The organism is Micromonospora sp. NPDC047793, from assembly GCF_040642635.1.
GTDB lineage: Bacteria > Actinomycetota > Actinomycetes > Mycobacteriales > Micromonosporaceae > Micromonospora.
In genome coordinates this window covers 191,816-207,022 of record NZ_JBEYSG010000001.1, presented here as the reverse complement: position 1 = coordinate 207,022, position 15,207 = coordinate 191,816, and the positions used below count along the sequence as shown (strand labels likewise).

Below are 15,207 nucleotides of genomic sequence, written 5' to 3'. Positions count from 1 at the left end.
CAGCGTAGGCGGAGAGTGTTGCCCAGTGAGCCCGCTCACCGCGATGCTCGCAGCAGCAGACGACCCCGTCGGCCCACGAGGCCGGCCGGTACGCAAGGGAGGCCACCATGACCCAGGCGATCGACCGACCCCAGTCGACCGAGGAGGTCGACGTCGACGCCCTCGTCGGCGCCGTCGACCACGACACCAGCAAGGACCCGTTCCCGGTCAAGGGCATGGACCACGTGCGCTTCCTGGTCGGCAACGCCAAGCAGGCCGCGCACTACTACTCCACCGCGTTCGGCATGACCTGCGTGGCCTACCGGGGCCCGGAGCAGGGCTATCGCGATCACGCCGAGTACGTGCTGACCAGCGGTTCGGCCCGGTTCGTGCTCACCGGGGCGGTACGTCCCGACGCCACCGGCACCGCGCACGTCGCCCGGCACAGTGACGGTGTCTCGGACATCGCGCTGGAGGTACCGGACGTGGACGCCGCGTACGCGCACGCCACCGCCCAGGGCGCGACGGGGCTGGCCGAGCCGCACGACGTCACCGACGAGCACGGCACCGTACGGCTGGCCGCCATCGCCACCTACGGCGAGACCCGGCACACCCTGGTGGACCGTTCGCGGTACACCGGCCCGTTCCTGCCCGGTTTCGTCGCCCGCAAGCCGATCGTGGACCGGCAGCCGATGATCGACGCCGGGGTGCAGCCCAAGCGTTTCTTCCAGGCGGTCGACCACGTGGTCGGCAACGTGGAGCTGGGCCGGATGGACGAGTGGGTCGAGTTCTACCGGCGGGTGATGGGCTTCACCAACATGGCGGAGTTCGTCGGCGACGACATCGCCACCGACTACTCGGCCCTGATGAGCAAGGTCGTCGCGAACGGCACCCGCAAGGTGAAGTTCCCGCTCAACGAGCCGGCGGTCGCCCGGAAGAAGTCGCAGATCGACGAGTACCTGGAGTTCTACCAGGGTCCGGGCGCGCAGCACATCGCCGTCGCCACCAACGACATCCTGGCCAGCGTCGACGCGATGCGCGCCGCCGGGGTCGACTTCCTGGACACCCCGGACTCGTACTACGAGGACCCGGAGCTGCGGGCCCGGATCGGTGAGGTCCGGGTACCGATCGAGGAGTTGAAGTCCCGCAAGATCCTGGTCGACCGGGACGAGGACGGCTACCTGCTCCAGATCTTCACCAAGCCGGTGCAGGACCGCCCGACCGTCTTCTTCGAGCTGATCGAGCGGCACGGCTCCCTCGGTTTCGGCAAGGGCAACTTCAAGGCGCTCTTCGAGGCGATCGAGCGGGAGCAGGAGAAGCGCGGCAACCTGTAACACTGTCCAGCGTGACCCAGCCTCCCGTGCACCCGTCGCCGGCCGGCGGGCCTACGCCCCCGGCCGGCGGCGCACCGCCGCCCCTCGGCCCGCCGCATCCGATTCCGCCCCAGTACGCACCACCGGGCCACTCGCCACCCGGTCATCCGCCACCGCCCGGCTGGGCGGGTCCACCTGGACCGCAGCAGCCGCCGGGCGCGGGCTGGGCGGGTCCGCCCGGACAGCAGCAGCCGGGCTGGGCACCGGGAGTGGCGCCACCGGTCCTCGGGCCGGGCGGGCAGCCGCTGGCCGGCTTCGGCGAGCGGCTGGCCGCGTACATGATCGACTCGTTGGTCGCCGGCGTGGTGCTGATGGTGCTCTTCGTGCCGGCCTTCGTCTTCATCTGGCTCCGGATGTTCAGCGCGATGACCCGGACGAACCCGGACGGCACCCTGGCCGAACCGGACCCGGGAACGGTGTTCACCGAGTTCCTGCTGCCGCTCCTGCTGCTCCAGGTCGGTCTCTTCGTGGTGATGTTCGCGCTGTACTGGGTCTACCACGTGGAGTACCTGATCCGGAACGGCGGGCAGAGCGTCGGCAAGCGGGTGATGAACCTGCGGGTGGTGATGCTCGACCCGACACACGACCTGGACCGCCGGGCGGCCGGCAAGCGGTACCTCGTGCAGTTCGTCGGCGGGTCCCTGGTGCCGGGTGGCAGTTACCTCGACGGGCTCTGGCAGTTGTGGGACAAGCCCTGGCAGCAGTGCCTCCACGACAAGTTCGCCGGGACCGTCGTCGTTAAGGTGTCGAGGTGAACGAGCGCAGCGAGGCCGCGACGTGAGCGTGGCACCCGGTTGGTACGTCGACCCCGCCGATCCCGAGACCCGCAGGTACTGGGACGGCGAGGGTTGGATCGGCGCGCCCATCCCGGTGGACGTCACCCCACCCGAAGGCCCACCCCCGCCGGAACCCGAGCCCACGCCCGAACCCGAGCCGGCGACCCCGGCCGCCGGGACCGCCTCGCCGACCGGCGCACCCGCCGAGCCGGGCCCGCACACCACCTGGCCCGGCCAGCCCACCGGCACACCCGGCTGGCCCGGCCAGCCCGGCGGCACGCCCGGACCACAGCCGGGCCCACCTGGCGGCACACCCGATCAGCACGGCGGCCACCCCGGACAGCAATCGGGCTGGCCGCCCGGCTCGGGACCGCCTCCCGGCTGGCCGTACCCGACCTGGCCGGGCACACCACCACCGCCCCGGCCGCACGGGTTGCCGCTGGCCTCGTTCGGTGCCCGGTTCGGTGCCCGGCTGATCGACTTCGGCATCGTCTTCCTGCTCAACGTGTTCGTGAACGGCTTCTTCGTCTATCGGCTGGCGCAGGAGTACGCCACTCCACTGAACGAGTTCTGGCGGCGGGTCGAGGCGCAGGACCGCACCACCGACCCGCTGCCCCCGGCGGGCGACCAGGCCGGCTCGCTGGTGGTGGTGATCCTGCTGCTGGCCACCGCGCTCTGGTTGGCGTACGAGGTCCCGGCGATGGCGGCCAGCGGGCAGACCTTCGGCAAGCGGCTGCTCCGGGTCAAGGCGGTGCCGATGGAGGCGGACGCACCGCTGGGCTTCGGTCGGGCCCTGCGTCGCTGGAACACGCTCGGCCTGCCCACGCTGCTCTGGTACTGCTGCGGCCTCGGCCTGTTGCTCCAGTTGATCGACGCGCTCTCGCCGCTCTTCGACCATCCGCTACGGCAGGCCCTGCACGACAAGCGGGCACAGACCGTGGTGGTCCAGCTTTCCCGCACCCCCGACGACCGCAGCCCCGACCACCGCAGCCCCGACCACCGCAGCCCCGACGACCGGGCCGACACATCGGGAGACACCCCATGACCGACACCGGACGACAGCCGGCACCCCGGTTGACCCGCGCCGACCTGGACGCACTGCCCAACTACGTACCCGGACGCAGCCCGGCCGACCTGGCCCGGGAGCTGGGTCTGCCCGAGGCCATCAAGCTGGCCAGCAACGAGGTGCCGTACGGCCCGCTCCCCGGGGTCGTGGAGGCGGTCGCCGAGGCGGTCGCCGGTGTGCACCGCTACCCGGACATGGGCGTCGTCGCGCTGCGTCAGGCGTTGGCCGACCGGTACGACGTGGCCCCGGACCGGATCGCGACCGGCTGCGGCTCGGTGGCGCTGGCCGAGCACCTGGTCCGGACCACCTGTCTGCCCGGTGACGAGCTGGTCTACTCGTGGCGTTCCTTCGAGGCGTACCCGATCATCGCGGCGACCAGCGGCGCGACCAGCGTGCAGGTGCCCAACGCGGCCGGGCACGGGCACGACCTGTCCGCGATGGCCACGGCGGTGACCGACCGGACGCGGATGATCCTGGTCTGCAACCCGAACAACCCGACCGGCGCCGCGGTACGGCGGGCCGAGCTGGACCGCTTCCTGGACGCCGTCCCGGACGACGTGCTGGTGGTCATCGACGAGGCGTACCGGGAGTTCGTCACGGATCCGGAGGTGCCGGACGGGCTGACCTACGCCGACCGGCCGAACGTGGCGGTGCTGCGCACCCTCTCCAAGGCGTGGGGCCTGGCGGGTCTGCGGATCGGTTTCCTCGTCGCGCAGCCGCAGGTGGCGGCGGCGGTCCGCAAGGTCGTCACGCCGTTCTCCACCAGCATGGCGGCGCAGGCCGGCGCGCTGGCCGCGTTGGCCCAGGCCGACGAGGTGCAGCGACGGTGTGCGCTGGTGGTGGCCGAGCGGGACCGGGTCACCGAGGCGCTGCGCAAGCTCGTCCCGGACGTGCCCACCAGTCAGGCGAACTTCGTCTGGCTGCCGTTGGGCGACCGGTCGGTGGCGTTCGGCAAGGCGTGCGAGTCGCGGGGCGTGATCGTCCGGCCGTTCGCGGGTGACGGGGTGCGGGTGACCATCGGTACGCCGGAGGAGAACGACGCGTTCCTGGCCGCCGCCGAGTCCGCCCTGGTCTGAACCACGAGCGGTGCCGGGCCGATCCGCCATCCCCCAGCGGACCGGCCCGGAAGCCCACCGAAAGCATACGTAGCTTTTGTCCGATTTGCCCGAGACTCGCTGTCGCCCCGCCGGTCAGGTAGCCGCCAGCACCAGCGGCTCCGAGGTGAGGAAGTAGCGCTGGTCGTCGGCGTCCGGAACCGGCGGCTGCCGGAGCCGCTCCAGCGCCAGGTAGCCGCCGCTCGCGTACGCCGCCCCGGGCGCCCAGCCCACCCCGTCGGCCCCCACGTTCAGCACGAAGCGGGACCGCTCGACCCCGGTGGCCGGGTCCACGGTGATCAGGTCGTTCGTCTCGGTGAGCAGGTGCACGCGGTCGGGCTGGACGGCCACGATCCGGACCGCCCCGAGGTCGGCACGCCGCCAGACCTCGTCGCCGTCGCGGGCGGAGCGTCCGGTGACCACGCCGTCCGCAGCCCGGACGACCCACTCCCCGTGCAGTTCGGCGTCGGTCGGGTCGAGTGCGGGTGCGGCCACCGGGCCGTCGGCGGCCAGCAGCCAACCTCGCCCCCCGTCGTCACCGGGGCCGGTGACGCGCAGGCCACCACAGCGCACGCCCTCGGTGACGCAGCCGACCGGCGTGACGCTCCACTCGGCAGCGGCGCCCGGCGGCTCCCAGCGGTCCACCGGCGTACCCGTGCGCACGTCGAGGAACTCGACCACCGCCGGCCCCCCGCACCGGTCCACCACGGCGAACCGACCGGTCGTGGTGGTGCCCACGTCGCTGCGGCAGTCGTCGTCCACCTCCGTGGACCAGAGGAGCCGGCCGTCGTCGAGCGCGAAGGCGGCGAGGCGCTCCGGCCCGGAGACCACGAGCGTCGACGCGCCGCCGGCTCCGGTATGGAAGAGACCGGCCGGGCTCCAGACCGCCCCGGCACCGGTGCGGCGCGCGGTCCACCCCTCGGCGGGCACCGGGCCGTCGACCTGCCAGGCCACCCGTCCGGTACGCGCGTCCAGCGCCACCAGCTTCCCGTCCGACCAGTGGCTGACCACCGTGGTCCCGTCCGCCACGACCCCGCTCACCTCGGCCGGCCACCGCCGGTACGACCAGTACGGCGTACCCCGGTGGCGGGCGTCCACCGGCCCGTCGGCGTACACCTGGCGCTGGGCGGCGTACACCCGGAGGCGGCCGTCGACGATCAGCGGCGCCACCGGCAGCCGGCCGACCACCCCGGCCTCCCGGTCGGTGGCGGCCGGATACTCGCCCCGCGCGGTCGTGCTGACCTCGGCCGGAGCGAGCACGCGGTACGCGGTGATCGCGGTGACCGCGACCATGACAGCCACGGACACCACCGCCACGATCCGTCGCCGGCCCGTCGTCAACCCCATCCCGCACCTCCGACCGGCACCCTATCCAGCCGGGCTGAGTGCGCGGGGGTACGGCCCCGAGGGCGGGCGTCACACTCCGGTCGGGGCCGACGCGTCCCGGGAAGCGGCCGTGTCCCACGAGAGCGGGGCACTCGCGGGACACGGCCGACGGCGTCAGCGGGTGAAGTGCCCGGCCCGGATCGCGCCGACGAACGACGTCCAGTCCGGCGGGCTGACCACCAGGACCGGCCCGGCCTGGTCCTTGGAGTCGCGTATGCCCACCACACCGTGGACACGGGCCAGGTTGTCGGCCACCTCCACACAGAGACCCTGGTCGTTCGAGCGGCTGCTGGTACGCCAGACCGCGCCCACGAGTTCGTGCATCGTCATCTCCTCGGTTTGTGACGTGTCGCCACCGGGCCGGGCCGACCGGAACGGGGGGCACCGGCCGGCCCGGCGCGTCGTGGCGACGCGATTCCGAGGGCATCAACGAAGAGAGTGACGGTCCTTGATCGCACATCGAGTGCGATCAAGGAATTGTGTCGGGTTGGGGTCAGTTCGCGGGCGTGACCGTGCCGGTGACCTCACCCAGCTCGACGGTGCTGCCGTCCGGTCCGGGAGCGGTCGCGGTGACGGTCACCGTGTCCCCGTCGGCGAGGAAGGTGCGCTCCGCCCCGTCGACCACGACCGGCTCGGTGCCGCCCCAGGTGAGTTCCAGGAACGAACCGACCTGGTCCCGGCGCGGGCCGGAGACGGTGCCGGAGGCGTACAGGTCGCCGGTGCGCAGCGAGGCGCCGTTGACGGTCAGGTGCGCCAACTGCTGGGCCGGCGTCCAGTACATGCCGGCGAACGGCGGCTCGCTGACCGCCTCGCCGTTCCAGCGCACCGTGAGCCGCAGGTCCAGCCCCAGGCGGGACTCCTCACGCAGGTAGTCGACCACCGGCGGGTCCTGCTCCGGGGCGGGCACGAAGGCGTGTCGCAGCGCGTCCAACGGAGTGATCCACGCGGCCACCGAGGTGGCGAACGACTTGCCGAGGAAGGGCCCGAGCGGTTGGTACTCCCACGCCTGGATGTCCCGGGCCGACCAGTCGTTGACCAGCACCACCCCGAAGACGTGGTCGGCGAAGTCGGCGGCGGCCACCCGCCGGCCGAGTGGACTCGGTACGCCCACCACGAACCCGACCTCGGCCTCGATGTCCAGGCGCGCGGACGGTCCGTAGACCGGCCCCTGCGGACCGGGCCGCTGGCCGTGCGGGCGGATCACCGGGGTGCCGGAGACCACCACCGTGCCGGCCCGGCCGTGGTAGCCGATCGGCAGGTGCTTCCAGTTCGGCAGCAGCGGCGGCTGGCCCGGCCGGAAGATCAGTCCGACGTTCGAGGCGTGGTGCTCCGAGGAGTAGAAGTCGACGTAGTCGGCCACCTCGAAGGGCAGTTCCATCGTCACCTCGGCCAGCGGCACCAGCAACGGTTCCACCGCCGCGCGGTGGGCCTCGTCGGTGAGCAGCTCGGTGATCCGCTGCCGGGCGGCGGTCCACTGCGGGCGACCCAGCGCCAGGAACGCGTTGAGCGTGGACTGCCGCAACGCGCCACCGGCCAGCACCAGGCCGGCCTCCTCCGCGCCCGCCAGGTCCAGCACGAGGTCCCCGACGCGTACGCCGATCCGGGGCTCGCCGGAATCCACCCGGAACACCCCGTACGGCAGGTGGTGCGTCCCGTACCCGGAGCCCTCGGCACCCGTCACCCAGCTCACGCCGACCCTCCGTTCCACCGTGCCCACTCGCTCATGCCTCGAATCCTCCGTTCACCAGCCCGAGCCGGATCAGGTCGGTCAGTGGTTCACTGATGCTGCACGAGCCGAAGCCCACCCAGAGCGGACGCGCCGAGTCGTGGCGTCCCTCGGTGCCCTGGACCAGCGGTCGCTCGTCGCGCACGGTGAGCAGATCGGCGACGGACTCCACCGTGGCCCCGTCGGCGGCGGCCAGCGTGGCGGCCAGCACGTTGCCGAAGCCGTGGTGGGTGAAACCGGTCTCCGGATCCACCTGCCGCACGGCGTGGTGCAGACCGGCGGTCAGCTTGAACGGCAGCCGCCGGTCCCGGCAGGCGCAGATCACCGCGGCCAGTTCGGCGGGGGTGGGGAACAGCTCGGCGGCGAGCCCGCCGGTGCGGAACTTCGCGGCGACCGGCAGCCCACCGGCCCGCGCCTCGGCCAGCGCGTCCAGCGCCCCCATCAGCCCGAAGGTCAGCGGGATCTCCGCATAGACGGGTACGCCGTCCAGCCGTTCGGTCAGCGTCACCAGCTCGGCCAGGCCGGGCTGCGGGTCCTCGCCACGCCGCGCGACGGGCGCCTCGATCTGCCGGGCGGTCACGCCGAGCGGAGGCAGGCAGGAGAGCGCGAGGGGCAGGCGGTCGAGACCGGTGTCGCCGATCAGCCCGATGGCGAGCCCGGGATCGACGAGTCCGTCCAGTTCACCTGCGGCCACGGTCGAGGCCGGCAGCAGCAGCGGGCCGACGAGGTCGGCGTACCAGGCGGCGCGGTGCTGCCGGTGGGCGGCGAGGGCGTCGGGCAGCGACGCGCTGCCCGGCGGGAAGACGGCGGCGTCGTCGACCAGTCCGGTGACGAGCGCGGGCAGCTGCGTTGACACGAGACAAGAATGTACGGGACGCTCTAAGAAGCGGACAACAGCGTCCGATTATCGGACGCGCTGGTGACGGGAGGCGAGATGCCGTACTACCGCAGCGTCGGTGAGGTGCCACGGAAACGTCACACCCAGTTCCGGCAACCCGACGGCAGCCTCTACACCGAGGAGCTGATGGGCCAGGAGGGCTTCTCCTCCGACTCGTCCCTGCTCTACCACCGGTACGCGCCGACCGCGATCGTCGCCGCCGAGGAGTTCACCCCACCGGCGGTGACCCGTACGCCCAACCTGCCGCTCAAGCCCCGGCACCTGCGGACCCACAAGCTCGACGGCACCGGCGCCGACCCGGTCCTCGGCCGGCGCTACCTGCTCGCCAACGACGACGTCCGGATCGCGTACGTGCTGGCCGACCGGCCCTCCCCGCTGTTCCGCGACGCCACCGGCGACCACTGCCTCTACGTCGAGTCCGGGGCACTACGGGTCGAGTCGACCTTCGGGGTGCTGGACGTGACCGCCGGCGACTACGTGATCATCCCGACCTCGACGGTGCACCGGCTGGTGCCGACCGGTGACACGCCGACCCGGCTGCTCGCCGTCGAGGCGTCCGGCCACATCGGCCCGCCCAAGCGCTACCTCTCGGTACGCGGCCAGTTCCTGGAGCACTCGCCGTACTGCGAGCGCGACGTCCGGGGACCGGACACGCCGCTGCTGGTCGACGGCACCGACGTGGACGTGCTGGTGCGTCACCGTCGCGGGTGGACCCGACACGTCTTCGCGAACCACCCGTTCGACGTGGTCGGCTGGGACGGGCACATGTATCCGTGGGCGTTCTCCATCCACGACTTCGAGCCGATCACCGGCCGGGTCCACCAGCCGCCACCGGTGCACCAGACGTTCCAGGGGCCGAACTTCGTGATCTGCTCGTTCGTCCCGCGCAAGGTCGACTACCACCCGGGCGCCATCCCGGTGCCGTACCACCACCACAACGTCGACTCCGACGAGATGCTCTTCTACACCGGCGGCAACTACGAGGCCCGGCGCGGCTCCGGCATCGAGCAGGGGTCCATCTCGCTGCACCCGTCCGGCTTCACGCACGGCCCGCAGCCCGGCGCCGCGGAGCGCTCGATCGGCGTGGACTTCTTCGACGAGCTGGCGGTCATGGTCGACACGTTCCGGCCACTCGACCTGTGCGACGCGGCGAGCGAGTGCGAGGACGACGCGTACGCCTGGACCTGGGCCCGCCGCCCCTGACCCGGCCCCGACCCACCCGGCCGGTCAGGCGACCGGTCGGGTGATGATCGCGAGTTGCGCGGCCATCGCCACCCCGATCGCCAGCACCAGCGGCCACGGGGTGCCCAGCAGGGCGTAGAGCAGGATCAGCACCGGTGCCACGCAGGCCCCGTAGACGGCGAACGCGAGCGTCCGGTCGGTGCGCCGCAGCACCGGCAGGACCGTCCGGGTCAGCCCGGGCAACCGCGACGCCTGCCGCCACACCACGAAGCCGCCGCCGGCTGCGGCCAGCACCGCCATCATGCGGGAGAAGCCGGACCCGGTGGCGGCCGAGCAGGCGACCAGCACGGCGGCGATCACCGACCATCCGGCGCCCCAGACGACGAGCTGCCGCAGCGCCGCCGGCACGGTGCGGTCGGCGATCGGACCCACCGGACCCGCGCCGCCCGGCGCGGCGAAGGGATCACCCTGGTACCCGCCGGCCGACCCGCTCTCGGACGGCCACGTCGGCGGCTCGTCCCGCCCGTCGGCGGACCGACCGACGCCCTCCCCGGCCTGATTCGCGCCACCCTGCCCCGGTCCGCCCTGACCCCCGCCAGGCCCGCTCAGACCGTCCGGCTGGCCGGTGACGGGGTCCGGCCGACCTGTCCCGCCCTGACCCGCCGTGGGCCAGCTCAGCCCGCCGGTGGGCCAACTCAGGCCGGTCTGACCCGCCGTCGGCCCGCCAGTCCCACTCTGGCCCGGTTTCCGCCCGTCCGGGGTCTCCGGGTCGTTCCGGGACTGGTCGAGACCGCTCAGGTCGTCCGGGACGGTGTCCGTCCGGTTCGGGTCGGTTCGCGTACCGTCGCGGCGGCTCGGGTCGTTCGACGGCAGGCTGGCCACCGCCGCCTCCGCGAGCTGTTCCAGCGTCGCGCTCCACCGGCGCTGCTCCAACCGCAGCACACCGACGTCGTCGCTCACCTCGGCCAGCCGGGGGTCCAGCCGCAGCGCCTCCCGGTAGGCGCGCTCGGCCAGGTCGTACATCTGCATGTTGGCCGCCACCAGGCCGAGCACCAGATGTGCCTGCGGCTCCTCGGGCGCCAGCTCCACCCCGTGCCAGGCCGCGTTCAGCGCCGGCTGTCCGTTGCGGGAGCCGGCCAGGATCGCCGCCGCGCTGCGCTGCGCGTACGCGTCCTCCGGCCCCAACGCCAGGATCTCGTCGGCGGTACGCGCGGCGTCTGCGTACCGTTCCAGGTCGCCCAGGGCCAGGCCCCGCACGACGAGTGGGGCGAGCTGTCCCGGCGCGGCTGCCACGGCGGTCTCGGCGGCGGTCAGCGCCTCGGCCGGGCGGCCTGCGGCCAGGTGCACCCGGGCCAGCATCGTCGACACCTCGACGGCGGCCGGGTCGAGGGCGAGGGCGAAACCCAGCTCGGCGGCGGCCTCGTCGTAACGGCCCAATTCGCCGAGGAGGGTGGCGCGCTCCAGGTAGCCATCGGCGGCGGGCGGATCGGTGGGGACGTCGGCGGACATCGCGCGAGCCTAGCTCGCCTGCTCGTGGACCAGGGCCACCGCGATGCCGGCGAGCCCCTCACCGCGCCCGGTGAAGCCCAGGCCGTCGGTGGTGGCGGCGGAGACGGTGACCGGTGCGCCGACCGCCTCGGAGAGCACCCGCTCGGCCTCCGCGCGACGCGGGCCGATCTTCGGGCGTACGCCCACCACCTGCACCGACACGTTGCCGATGGCGAAACCGGCGGCCCGGACCCGACGGGCCGACTCGGTCAGCAGCGCCACCCCGCTGGCACCCGCCCACTCGGGCTGGTCCACTCCGAAGTTGGCGCCCAGATCACCGAGACCGGCGGCGGAGAGCAACGCGTTGCAGGCGGCGTGGGCGGCGACGTCCGCGTCCGAGTGCCCCGCCAGGCCATCCTGGTCGGGCCAGTGCAGACCGGCCACCCAACACGGCCGACCAGCCTCGAAGGCGTGCACGTCGGTGCCGATGGCCACCCGAGGAACGATCATGAAACGAGGGTACGCGCTAGGCGCCGACGGAGAGCAGGTGCTCGGCCAGCGCCAGGTCGAAGGGCCGGGTGATCTTCAGGGCGTGATCCGACCCGGGTACGCAGTACACCGGTGTCCCGCGCTTCTCGACCAGCCCGGCATCGTCGGTGAGCGGGTCACCGGCGGCGGCGTGCGCGTCGGTCAGCACCGCCCGGCGGAAGCCCTGCGGGGTCTGCACGGCCCGCAACGCGGCCCGGTCGACGGTGCCGAGCACCACCTCGCCCGCGTCGACCTCCTTGATCGTGTCGACCACCGGCAGCACGGGGATCACCGCGTCGTGACCGGTCCGGACCGCGGCGGCCACCGACTCCACGAGTGCCGGTGGGGTCAACGCACGGGCCGCGTCGTGCACCAGGACGATCTCGGGGCCGTCCGGCACGGCGGCCAGGGCGGCGGCCACCGACGCCTGCCGTTCCGCCCCGCCCGGCACCACCGTCACCGGCGCGACCGGGGCGAGCAGTTCGCGTACCGCCGCGACGTCGGCGACCGGGGCGGCCACCACGATCGTGTGGACCGACGGGGCGGCGGCGAGCCGGCGGACCGCGTGCACCAGCAGCGGCTCGCCGGCCAACAGCCGGAGTGCCTTCGGACGGCCGGGCCCCAGGCGTACGCCGGCACCGGCCGCAGGCACGAGGACCGCGACGTCACCGCGCGGATTCAGCTGCGCGGTCACGTCGCGGTCCTCGATGGTTTCTTCGCTACGAAGTGGGTACGACGATGCTGTGCGGACTAGGCCTCGGTCAGCACCTTGTCGAGCAGCGTCTCCGCCTCGTCCTTGGTGCTCTTCTCGGCCAGCGCGACCTCGCCGACGAGAATGTCGCGGGCCTTGGCGAGCATCCGCTTCTCACCTGCGGACAGCCCACGCTCCCGCTCCCGGCGCCACAGGTCACGCACGACCTCGGCCACCTTCAGCGGGTTACCGGAGGCCAGCTTCTCCAGATTTGCCTTGTAACGTCGCGACCAGTTGGTCGGCTCCTCGGTGTGCGGAGCCCGGAGAACGTCGAAGACCTTGCCGAGACCCTCTTCGCCGACCACCTCGCGCACACCCACGATCTCGGCGTTCTCGGCGGGCACCCGGACCGTCAGGTCACCCTGCGCGACCCTCAGGACGAGGTACTGCTTCGGCTCGCCCTTGATGACCCGAGTCTCGATTGCCTCGATGAGTGCGGCCCCGTGGTGGGGGTAAACAACGGTCTCGCCGACACTGAAAACCATAGGTTCGAAACCCCTTTCGCTGTGTCTAGGGTAACACGCTCAGGCACCGATGTCTCACCGCTGTCCTGACCGTTGGCGCAGCTCAGGGGCCCTGTGAGAGGTATTTCTTCGGCTTGACAGACCGCCCAAACAATGATTTGACCACTCTGCGTAATCAGAAGATGACCCCCGGACGTCGTCCGGTGAGGAACATCGAAGATCACGACTGGCATCGCACATCAGGGCCTACGCCACCCGCCCTATGATATCCCGCCGTTGCGGAGTGTGGGCAGCGGTAGCGGGACCCGGGCCTGGTACGGGACGCTGGAGGGTGCCCGCGCACGCGCACCCGCGACGGTCGAGAGCGACCGGCGAGAGGGTGGTGGAGGCGGCGCGGGAACCGTCCGAGGGGGTGGTGATGGACAAGGCCGACGCCGACGGTCCCGGGTTGCCCGACCTGCCGCCCGAGTGGGGCCGGGTGGTCGTACCCGACGATGCCGCCGCGCTCGCGGACGAGGCCGAAGAGCTACGCCGGGAGCTGCGCGGCCGAGCCGCCGGGTACGCCCGCCGGTGGCGTCCGTCCGCGTTGCCCGTGCTCGCGCTGCTGCTCGCCGTCGTGGCGACCGTCGCCGGTCTGGCCGCCGCCACCTGGCCCCGCACCGGCCGCTCGCCCGGACCGACCACCAGCAGCACCCCCGACCCGGCACCGGTCCGGCTCACCGGCCGATCACTGCCCGCACTGGACCTGGTCGACGGCGGGCAGGCCCCGGTGCCGCTACGCGGCCTGGTGCCGACCGTGGTGCTGCTGGTCGACGGCTGCGCCTGCCCGGAGCGGGTCGCCGAGGCAGCGGCGGCGGCACCGCCCGGAGTGAGCGTGGTCACGGTCGCCGCCACCCGCCCCCGGGCCGCGCCGCCCGGCACCGCCGTCCGCGCGCTGGCCGACCCGGCCGGTGGCCTCCGCGACTTCCTGCACCTGCCGGCCCGGCCGGACACCGTGACCGCCCTGCTCGCCGACCGCACCGGCCGGGTCGTCCTGGTCGTGCCCGAGGTCGGCTCGCTCACCGACTACCAGGCCGAACTGGCCCGCCTGGCGGGCTGACCGACCGCGCCTCGCAGAGCCGGCCGGTGAGTCCGTGGCCGGACCCGACCCGGCCACCGCCGCGATACCCAGCCTGGCCTGCACGACCGATGTCAGGACTGAGAGACCAGGCGGGCCACCAGTTGGGCCTGCGCCGCCTCGCCGGGATGGAACGTGACCCGCAGCGGGCCACCGGCAGCGGTGATCCCGATCGTCGACACCGCCCCCGTGCACTCGACCCGGTGTGGGTAGAACGCACCCCGGGCACCGTCGACGGCGACGTTGACCTCGCCCGAGCCGGTGCAACTGACGCGCAACACCAACTGGTCACCGTCGGCGACCCGAGCCGTGCGGACCACGGGCTCGTCCGGGCGCAACACCGATCGGTCGAACCACACCACGTTGCCGCCGCCTCCCCGGCGCCGGCCCGACTCTCCGGTCTCGGGAGCGCTGACGTCACCCGAACCCGCCCCGGCCAGCACGCGCACCTTGTCGCCATCCATTTCGAGCACGAGCGAGGAACCGGTGGCCGGATCCACCCAGAACGACGCGCCGGTAGCTGGATCCACCCGGAACATCGCCGTCACCTCTGGTTGGGGCGAGTCGGTACCGCGATACTGCCGGGCCCCGGTGAGCGGATCCACCCGCCAGCCGGTCGCCTGGGAAACGCTGCTCGGCCCGGCCCCGACACCCGACCCGGTCGGTGCGGTCGCCTGCCACCACACGCCACCGGCAGCCAGCGCCACCACCCCCACACCGGCCAGCAGGACACCTCGGAGCCGATGGCGGGGATCGTCATGCATGCCGAGAAGAGTAGAGGCCCGAGCGGCTCAGGACGGGGCGATCAGGCGGGCCTCCAGGTGCAACGGCTCCGCACCGGCGGTGGAGAACGAGATGCGTACCGGGCCGCCGGTGCCGGTCACCTCCGTCGTGGCCACCGCACCGTCACAGCCGATCATGATCGGGTCGGCCGCCCGTGCCCCGACCACCACCACCAACAGGTCGCCGGGGCCGACGCACCGCAAGCGCAGCTGGAACAACTCGCCGTACCCGACCGGGGTCTGCCGGACCACCGCGGCACCCTCGCTCAGCTTCGTCGACTCGGTCCACACCACGTGGCGGACCTCCGCCCGACGAACGCCCCGGTGGCCGGCGCTGGACGGGGCCTCCGCCGAGCCGTACCCACGGCCGGGCGAGGTCGGGACGACGGAGCCGGTTCGGGCGTCGAGCATGACGCTCGTCCTCGGTTCGGGCTCCACCCGCCCCGTCGTCGTGAGCCGGAAGTCGCCGCCCGGACCGGTCGACGTTGCCGCACCCGGCGCCTGCGCCTGCCACCACCAGCCCCCGAGCACCAGCGCGACCGCACCGATCCCGGCGAGCAGAACGCCGCGCAGCCGATGAACCGGATCGACGTGCAT

The 15,207-nt window shown here is 72.9% G+C and carries 15 protein-coding genes and 1 pseudogene; 6 read left to right on the top strand and 10 right to left on the bottom strand.

Annotation, left to right across the window (positions count from 1 at the left end; genetic code table 11):
* The first annotated feature begins 107 nt into the window (after nucleotides 1–107).
* The 4 genes from hppD to hisC are packed head-to-tail and all read left to right on the top strand — an operon-like array spanning nucleotide 108 to nucleotide 4,270.
* Nucleotides 108–1,313: a 4-hydroxyphenylpyruvate dioxygenase gene (gene hppD / locus ABZ738_RS00930; protein ID WP_131051643.1), complete on the top strand. Its 1,206-nt coding sequence runs from the start codon at nucleotides 108–110 to the stop codon at nucleotides 1,311–1,313.
* Nucleotides 1,314–1,324: 11 nt separating this feature from the next.
* Nucleotides 1,325–2,107 carry an RDD family protein gene (locus tag ABZ738_RS00925; RefSeq protein WP_357210192.1) on the top strand — a complete coding sequence of 261 codons (783 nt, stop codon included), beginning with the start codon at nucleotides 1,325–1,327 and terminating at the stop codon, nucleotides 2,105–2,107.
* Nucleotides 2,108–2,129: 22 nt separating this feature from the next.
* Complete coding sequence (locus tag ABZ738_RS00920) at nucleotides 2,130–3,173, top strand: RDD family protein (RefSeq protein WP_357210189.1); 1,044 nt, start codon at nucleotides 2,130–2,132, stop codon at nucleotides 3,171–3,173.
* A complete protein-coding gene (hisC, locus tag ABZ738_RS00915) occupies nucleotides 3,170–4,270 on the top strand; it encodes a histidinol-phosphate transaminase (RefSeq protein WP_357210187.1) in 1,101 nt (366 codons plus the stop codon). Before ABZ738_RS00920 ends, hisC begins: the two co-directional genes overlap by 4 nt.
* Nucleotides 4,271–4,384: 114 nt before the next feature.
* On the opposite strand, the gene ABZ738_RS00910 is transcribed toward hisC, so the two are convergent.
* The 4 genes from ABZ738_RS00910 to ABZ738_RS00895 all read right to left on the bottom strand — a co-directional run bounded on the left by ABZ738_RS00910 (nucleotide 4,385) and on the right by ABZ738_RS00895 (nucleotide 8,256).
* On the bottom strand, nucleotides 4,385–5,635 hold the full coding sequence (locus ABZ738_RS00910) for a PQQ-binding-like beta-propeller repeat protein (protein ID WP_357210184.1): 1,251 nt from the start codon (nucleotides 5,633–5,635) through the stop codon (nucleotides 4,385–4,387).
* A gap of 153 nt (nucleotides 5,636–5,788) precedes the next feature.
* Nucleotides 5,789–5,998 (bottom strand): DUF397 domain-containing protein, encoded by a 210-nt coding sequence (locus ABZ738_RS00905; protein WP_131054730.1) that lies wholly within the window; start codon nucleotides 5,996–5,998, stop codon nucleotides 5,789–5,791.
* 169 nt (nucleotides 5,999–6,167) lie between these two features.
* On the bottom strand, nucleotides 6,168–7,364 hold the full coding sequence (gene fahA / locus ABZ738_RS00900; protein WP_176095399.1) for a fumarylacetoacetase: 1,197 nt from the start codon (nucleotides 7,362–7,364) through the stop codon (nucleotides 6,168–6,170).
* 31 nt (nucleotides 7,365–7,395) lie between these two features.
* Nucleotides 7,396–8,256 (bottom strand): hypothetical protein, encoded by an 861-nt coding sequence (locus tag ABZ738_RS00895; protein ID WP_131054728.1) that lies wholly within the window; start codon nucleotides 8,254–8,256, stop codon nucleotides 7,396–7,398.
* 78 nt (nucleotides 8,257–8,334) lie between these two features.
* On the opposite strand from ABZ738_RS00895, the gene ABZ738_RS00890 reads away from it, so the two are divergent.
* Nucleotides 8,335–9,501, top strand: a complete 1,167-nt coding sequence (locus tag ABZ738_RS00890; RefSeq protein WP_131054733.1) for a cupin domain-containing protein — start codon at nucleotides 8,335–8,337, stop codon at nucleotides 9,499–9,501.
* Between the two features lie 861 nt (nucleotides 9,502–10,362).
* On the opposite strand, the pseudogene ABZ738_RS00885 reads toward ABZ738_RS00890, so the two are convergent.
* The 4 genes and pseudogenes from ABZ738_RS00885 to ABZ738_RS00870 form a co-directional block, all read right to left on the bottom strand.
* Nucleotides 10,363–10,989, bottom strand: a pseudogene (locus tag ABZ738_RS00885) (tetratricopeptide repeat protein); the annotation flags it as partial.
* 9 nt (nucleotides 10,990–10,998) lie between these two features.
* On the bottom strand, nucleotides 10,999–11,478 hold the full coding sequence (ispF, locus tag ABZ738_RS00880; RefSeq protein ID WP_131057666.1) for a 2-C-methyl-D-erythritol 2,4-cyclodiphosphate synthase: 480 nt from the start codon (nucleotides 11,476–11,478) through the stop codon (nucleotides 10,999–11,001).
* Between the two features lie 16 nt (nucleotides 11,479–11,494).
* The gene (ispD, locus tag ABZ738_RS00875; protein ID WP_131057667.1) at nucleotides 11,495–12,190 is read right to left on the bottom strand and encodes a 2-C-methyl-D-erythritol 4-phosphate cytidylyltransferase; all 696 of its coding nucleotides are present in this window, start codon (nucleotides 12,188–12,190) and stop codon (nucleotides 11,495–11,497) included.
* A 56-nt stretch (nucleotides 12,191–12,246) separates the two neighbouring features.
* Nucleotides 12,247–12,732 carry a CarD family transcriptional regulator gene (locus tag ABZ738_RS00870; protein ID WP_007073334.1) on the bottom strand — a complete coding sequence of 162 codons (486 nt, stop codon included), beginning with the start codon at nucleotides 12,730–12,732 and terminating at the stop codon, nucleotides 12,247–12,249.
* Between the two features lie 397 nt (nucleotides 12,733–13,129).
* On the opposite strand from ABZ738_RS00870, the gene ABZ738_RS00865 reads away from it, so the two are divergent.
* The gene (locus ABZ738_RS00865; RefSeq protein WP_357210903.1) at nucleotides 13,130–13,810 is read left to right on the top strand and encodes a hypothetical protein; all 681 of its coding nucleotides are present in this window, start codon (nucleotides 13,130–13,132) and stop codon (nucleotides 13,808–13,810) included.
* Between the two features lie 92 nt (nucleotides 13,811–13,902).
* Here the strand turns inward: ABZ738_RS00865 and ABZ738_RS00860 are convergent, their stop codons facing one another.
* Together ABZ738_RS00860 and ABZ738_RS00855 are read right to left on the bottom strand one after the other, a co-directional pair.
* A complete protein-coding gene (locus tag ABZ738_RS00860) occupies nucleotides 13,903–14,592 on the bottom strand; it encodes a hypothetical protein (protein WP_357210180.1) in 690 nt (229 codons plus the stop codon).
* 27 nt (nucleotides 14,593–14,619) lie between these two features.
* The gene (locus tag ABZ738_RS00855) at nucleotides 14,620–15,207 is read right to left on the bottom strand and encodes a hypothetical protein (protein WP_131057414.1); all 588 of its coding nucleotides are present in this window, start codon (nucleotides 15,205–15,207) and stop codon (nucleotides 14,620–14,622) included.

Excerpts from the sequence above, each read along its gene's own strand:
- hppD (WP_131051643.1), top strand. The coding sequence starts at position 108 with ATGACCCAGGCGATCGACCGACCCCAGTCGACCGAGGAGGTCGACGTC.
- hisC (WP_357210187.1), top strand. The coding sequence starts at position 3,170 with ATGACCGACACCGGACGACAGCCGGCACCCCGGTTGACCCGCGCCGAC.
- ABZ738_RS00910 (WP_357210184.1), bottom strand. The coding sequence starts at position 5,635 with ATGGGGTTGACGACGGGCCGGCGACGGATCGTGGCGGTGGTGTCCGTG.
- ABZ738_RS00905 (WP_131054730.1), bottom strand. The coding sequence starts at position 5,998 with ATGCACGAACTCGTGGGCGCGGTCTGGCGTACCAGCAGCCGCTCGAAC.
- ABZ738_RS00890 (WP_131054733.1), top strand. The coding sequence starts at position 8,335 with ATGCCGTACTACCGCAGCGTCGGTGAGGTGCCACGGAAACGTCACACC.
- ispF (WP_131057666.1), bottom strand. The coding sequence starts at position 11,478 with ATGATCGTTCCTCGGGTGGCCATCGGCACCGACGTGCACGCCTTCGAG.
- ABZ738_RS00870 (WP_007073334.1), bottom strand. The coding sequence starts at position 12,732 with ATGGTTTTCAGTGTCGGCGAGACCGTTGTTTACCCCCACCACGGGGCC.
- ABZ738_RS00865 (WP_357210903.1), top strand. The coding sequence starts at position 13,130 with ATGGACAAGGCCGACGCCGACGGTCCCGGGTTGCCCGACCTGCCGCCC.
- ABZ738_RS00860 (WP_357210180.1), bottom strand. The coding sequence starts at position 14,592 with ATGCATGACGATCCCCGCCATCGGCTCCGAGGTGTCCTGCTGGCCGGT.
- ABZ738_RS00855 (WP_131057414.1), bottom strand. The coding sequence starts at position 15,207 with ATGCACGTCGATCCGGTTCATCGGCTGCGCGGCGTTCTGCTCGCCGGG.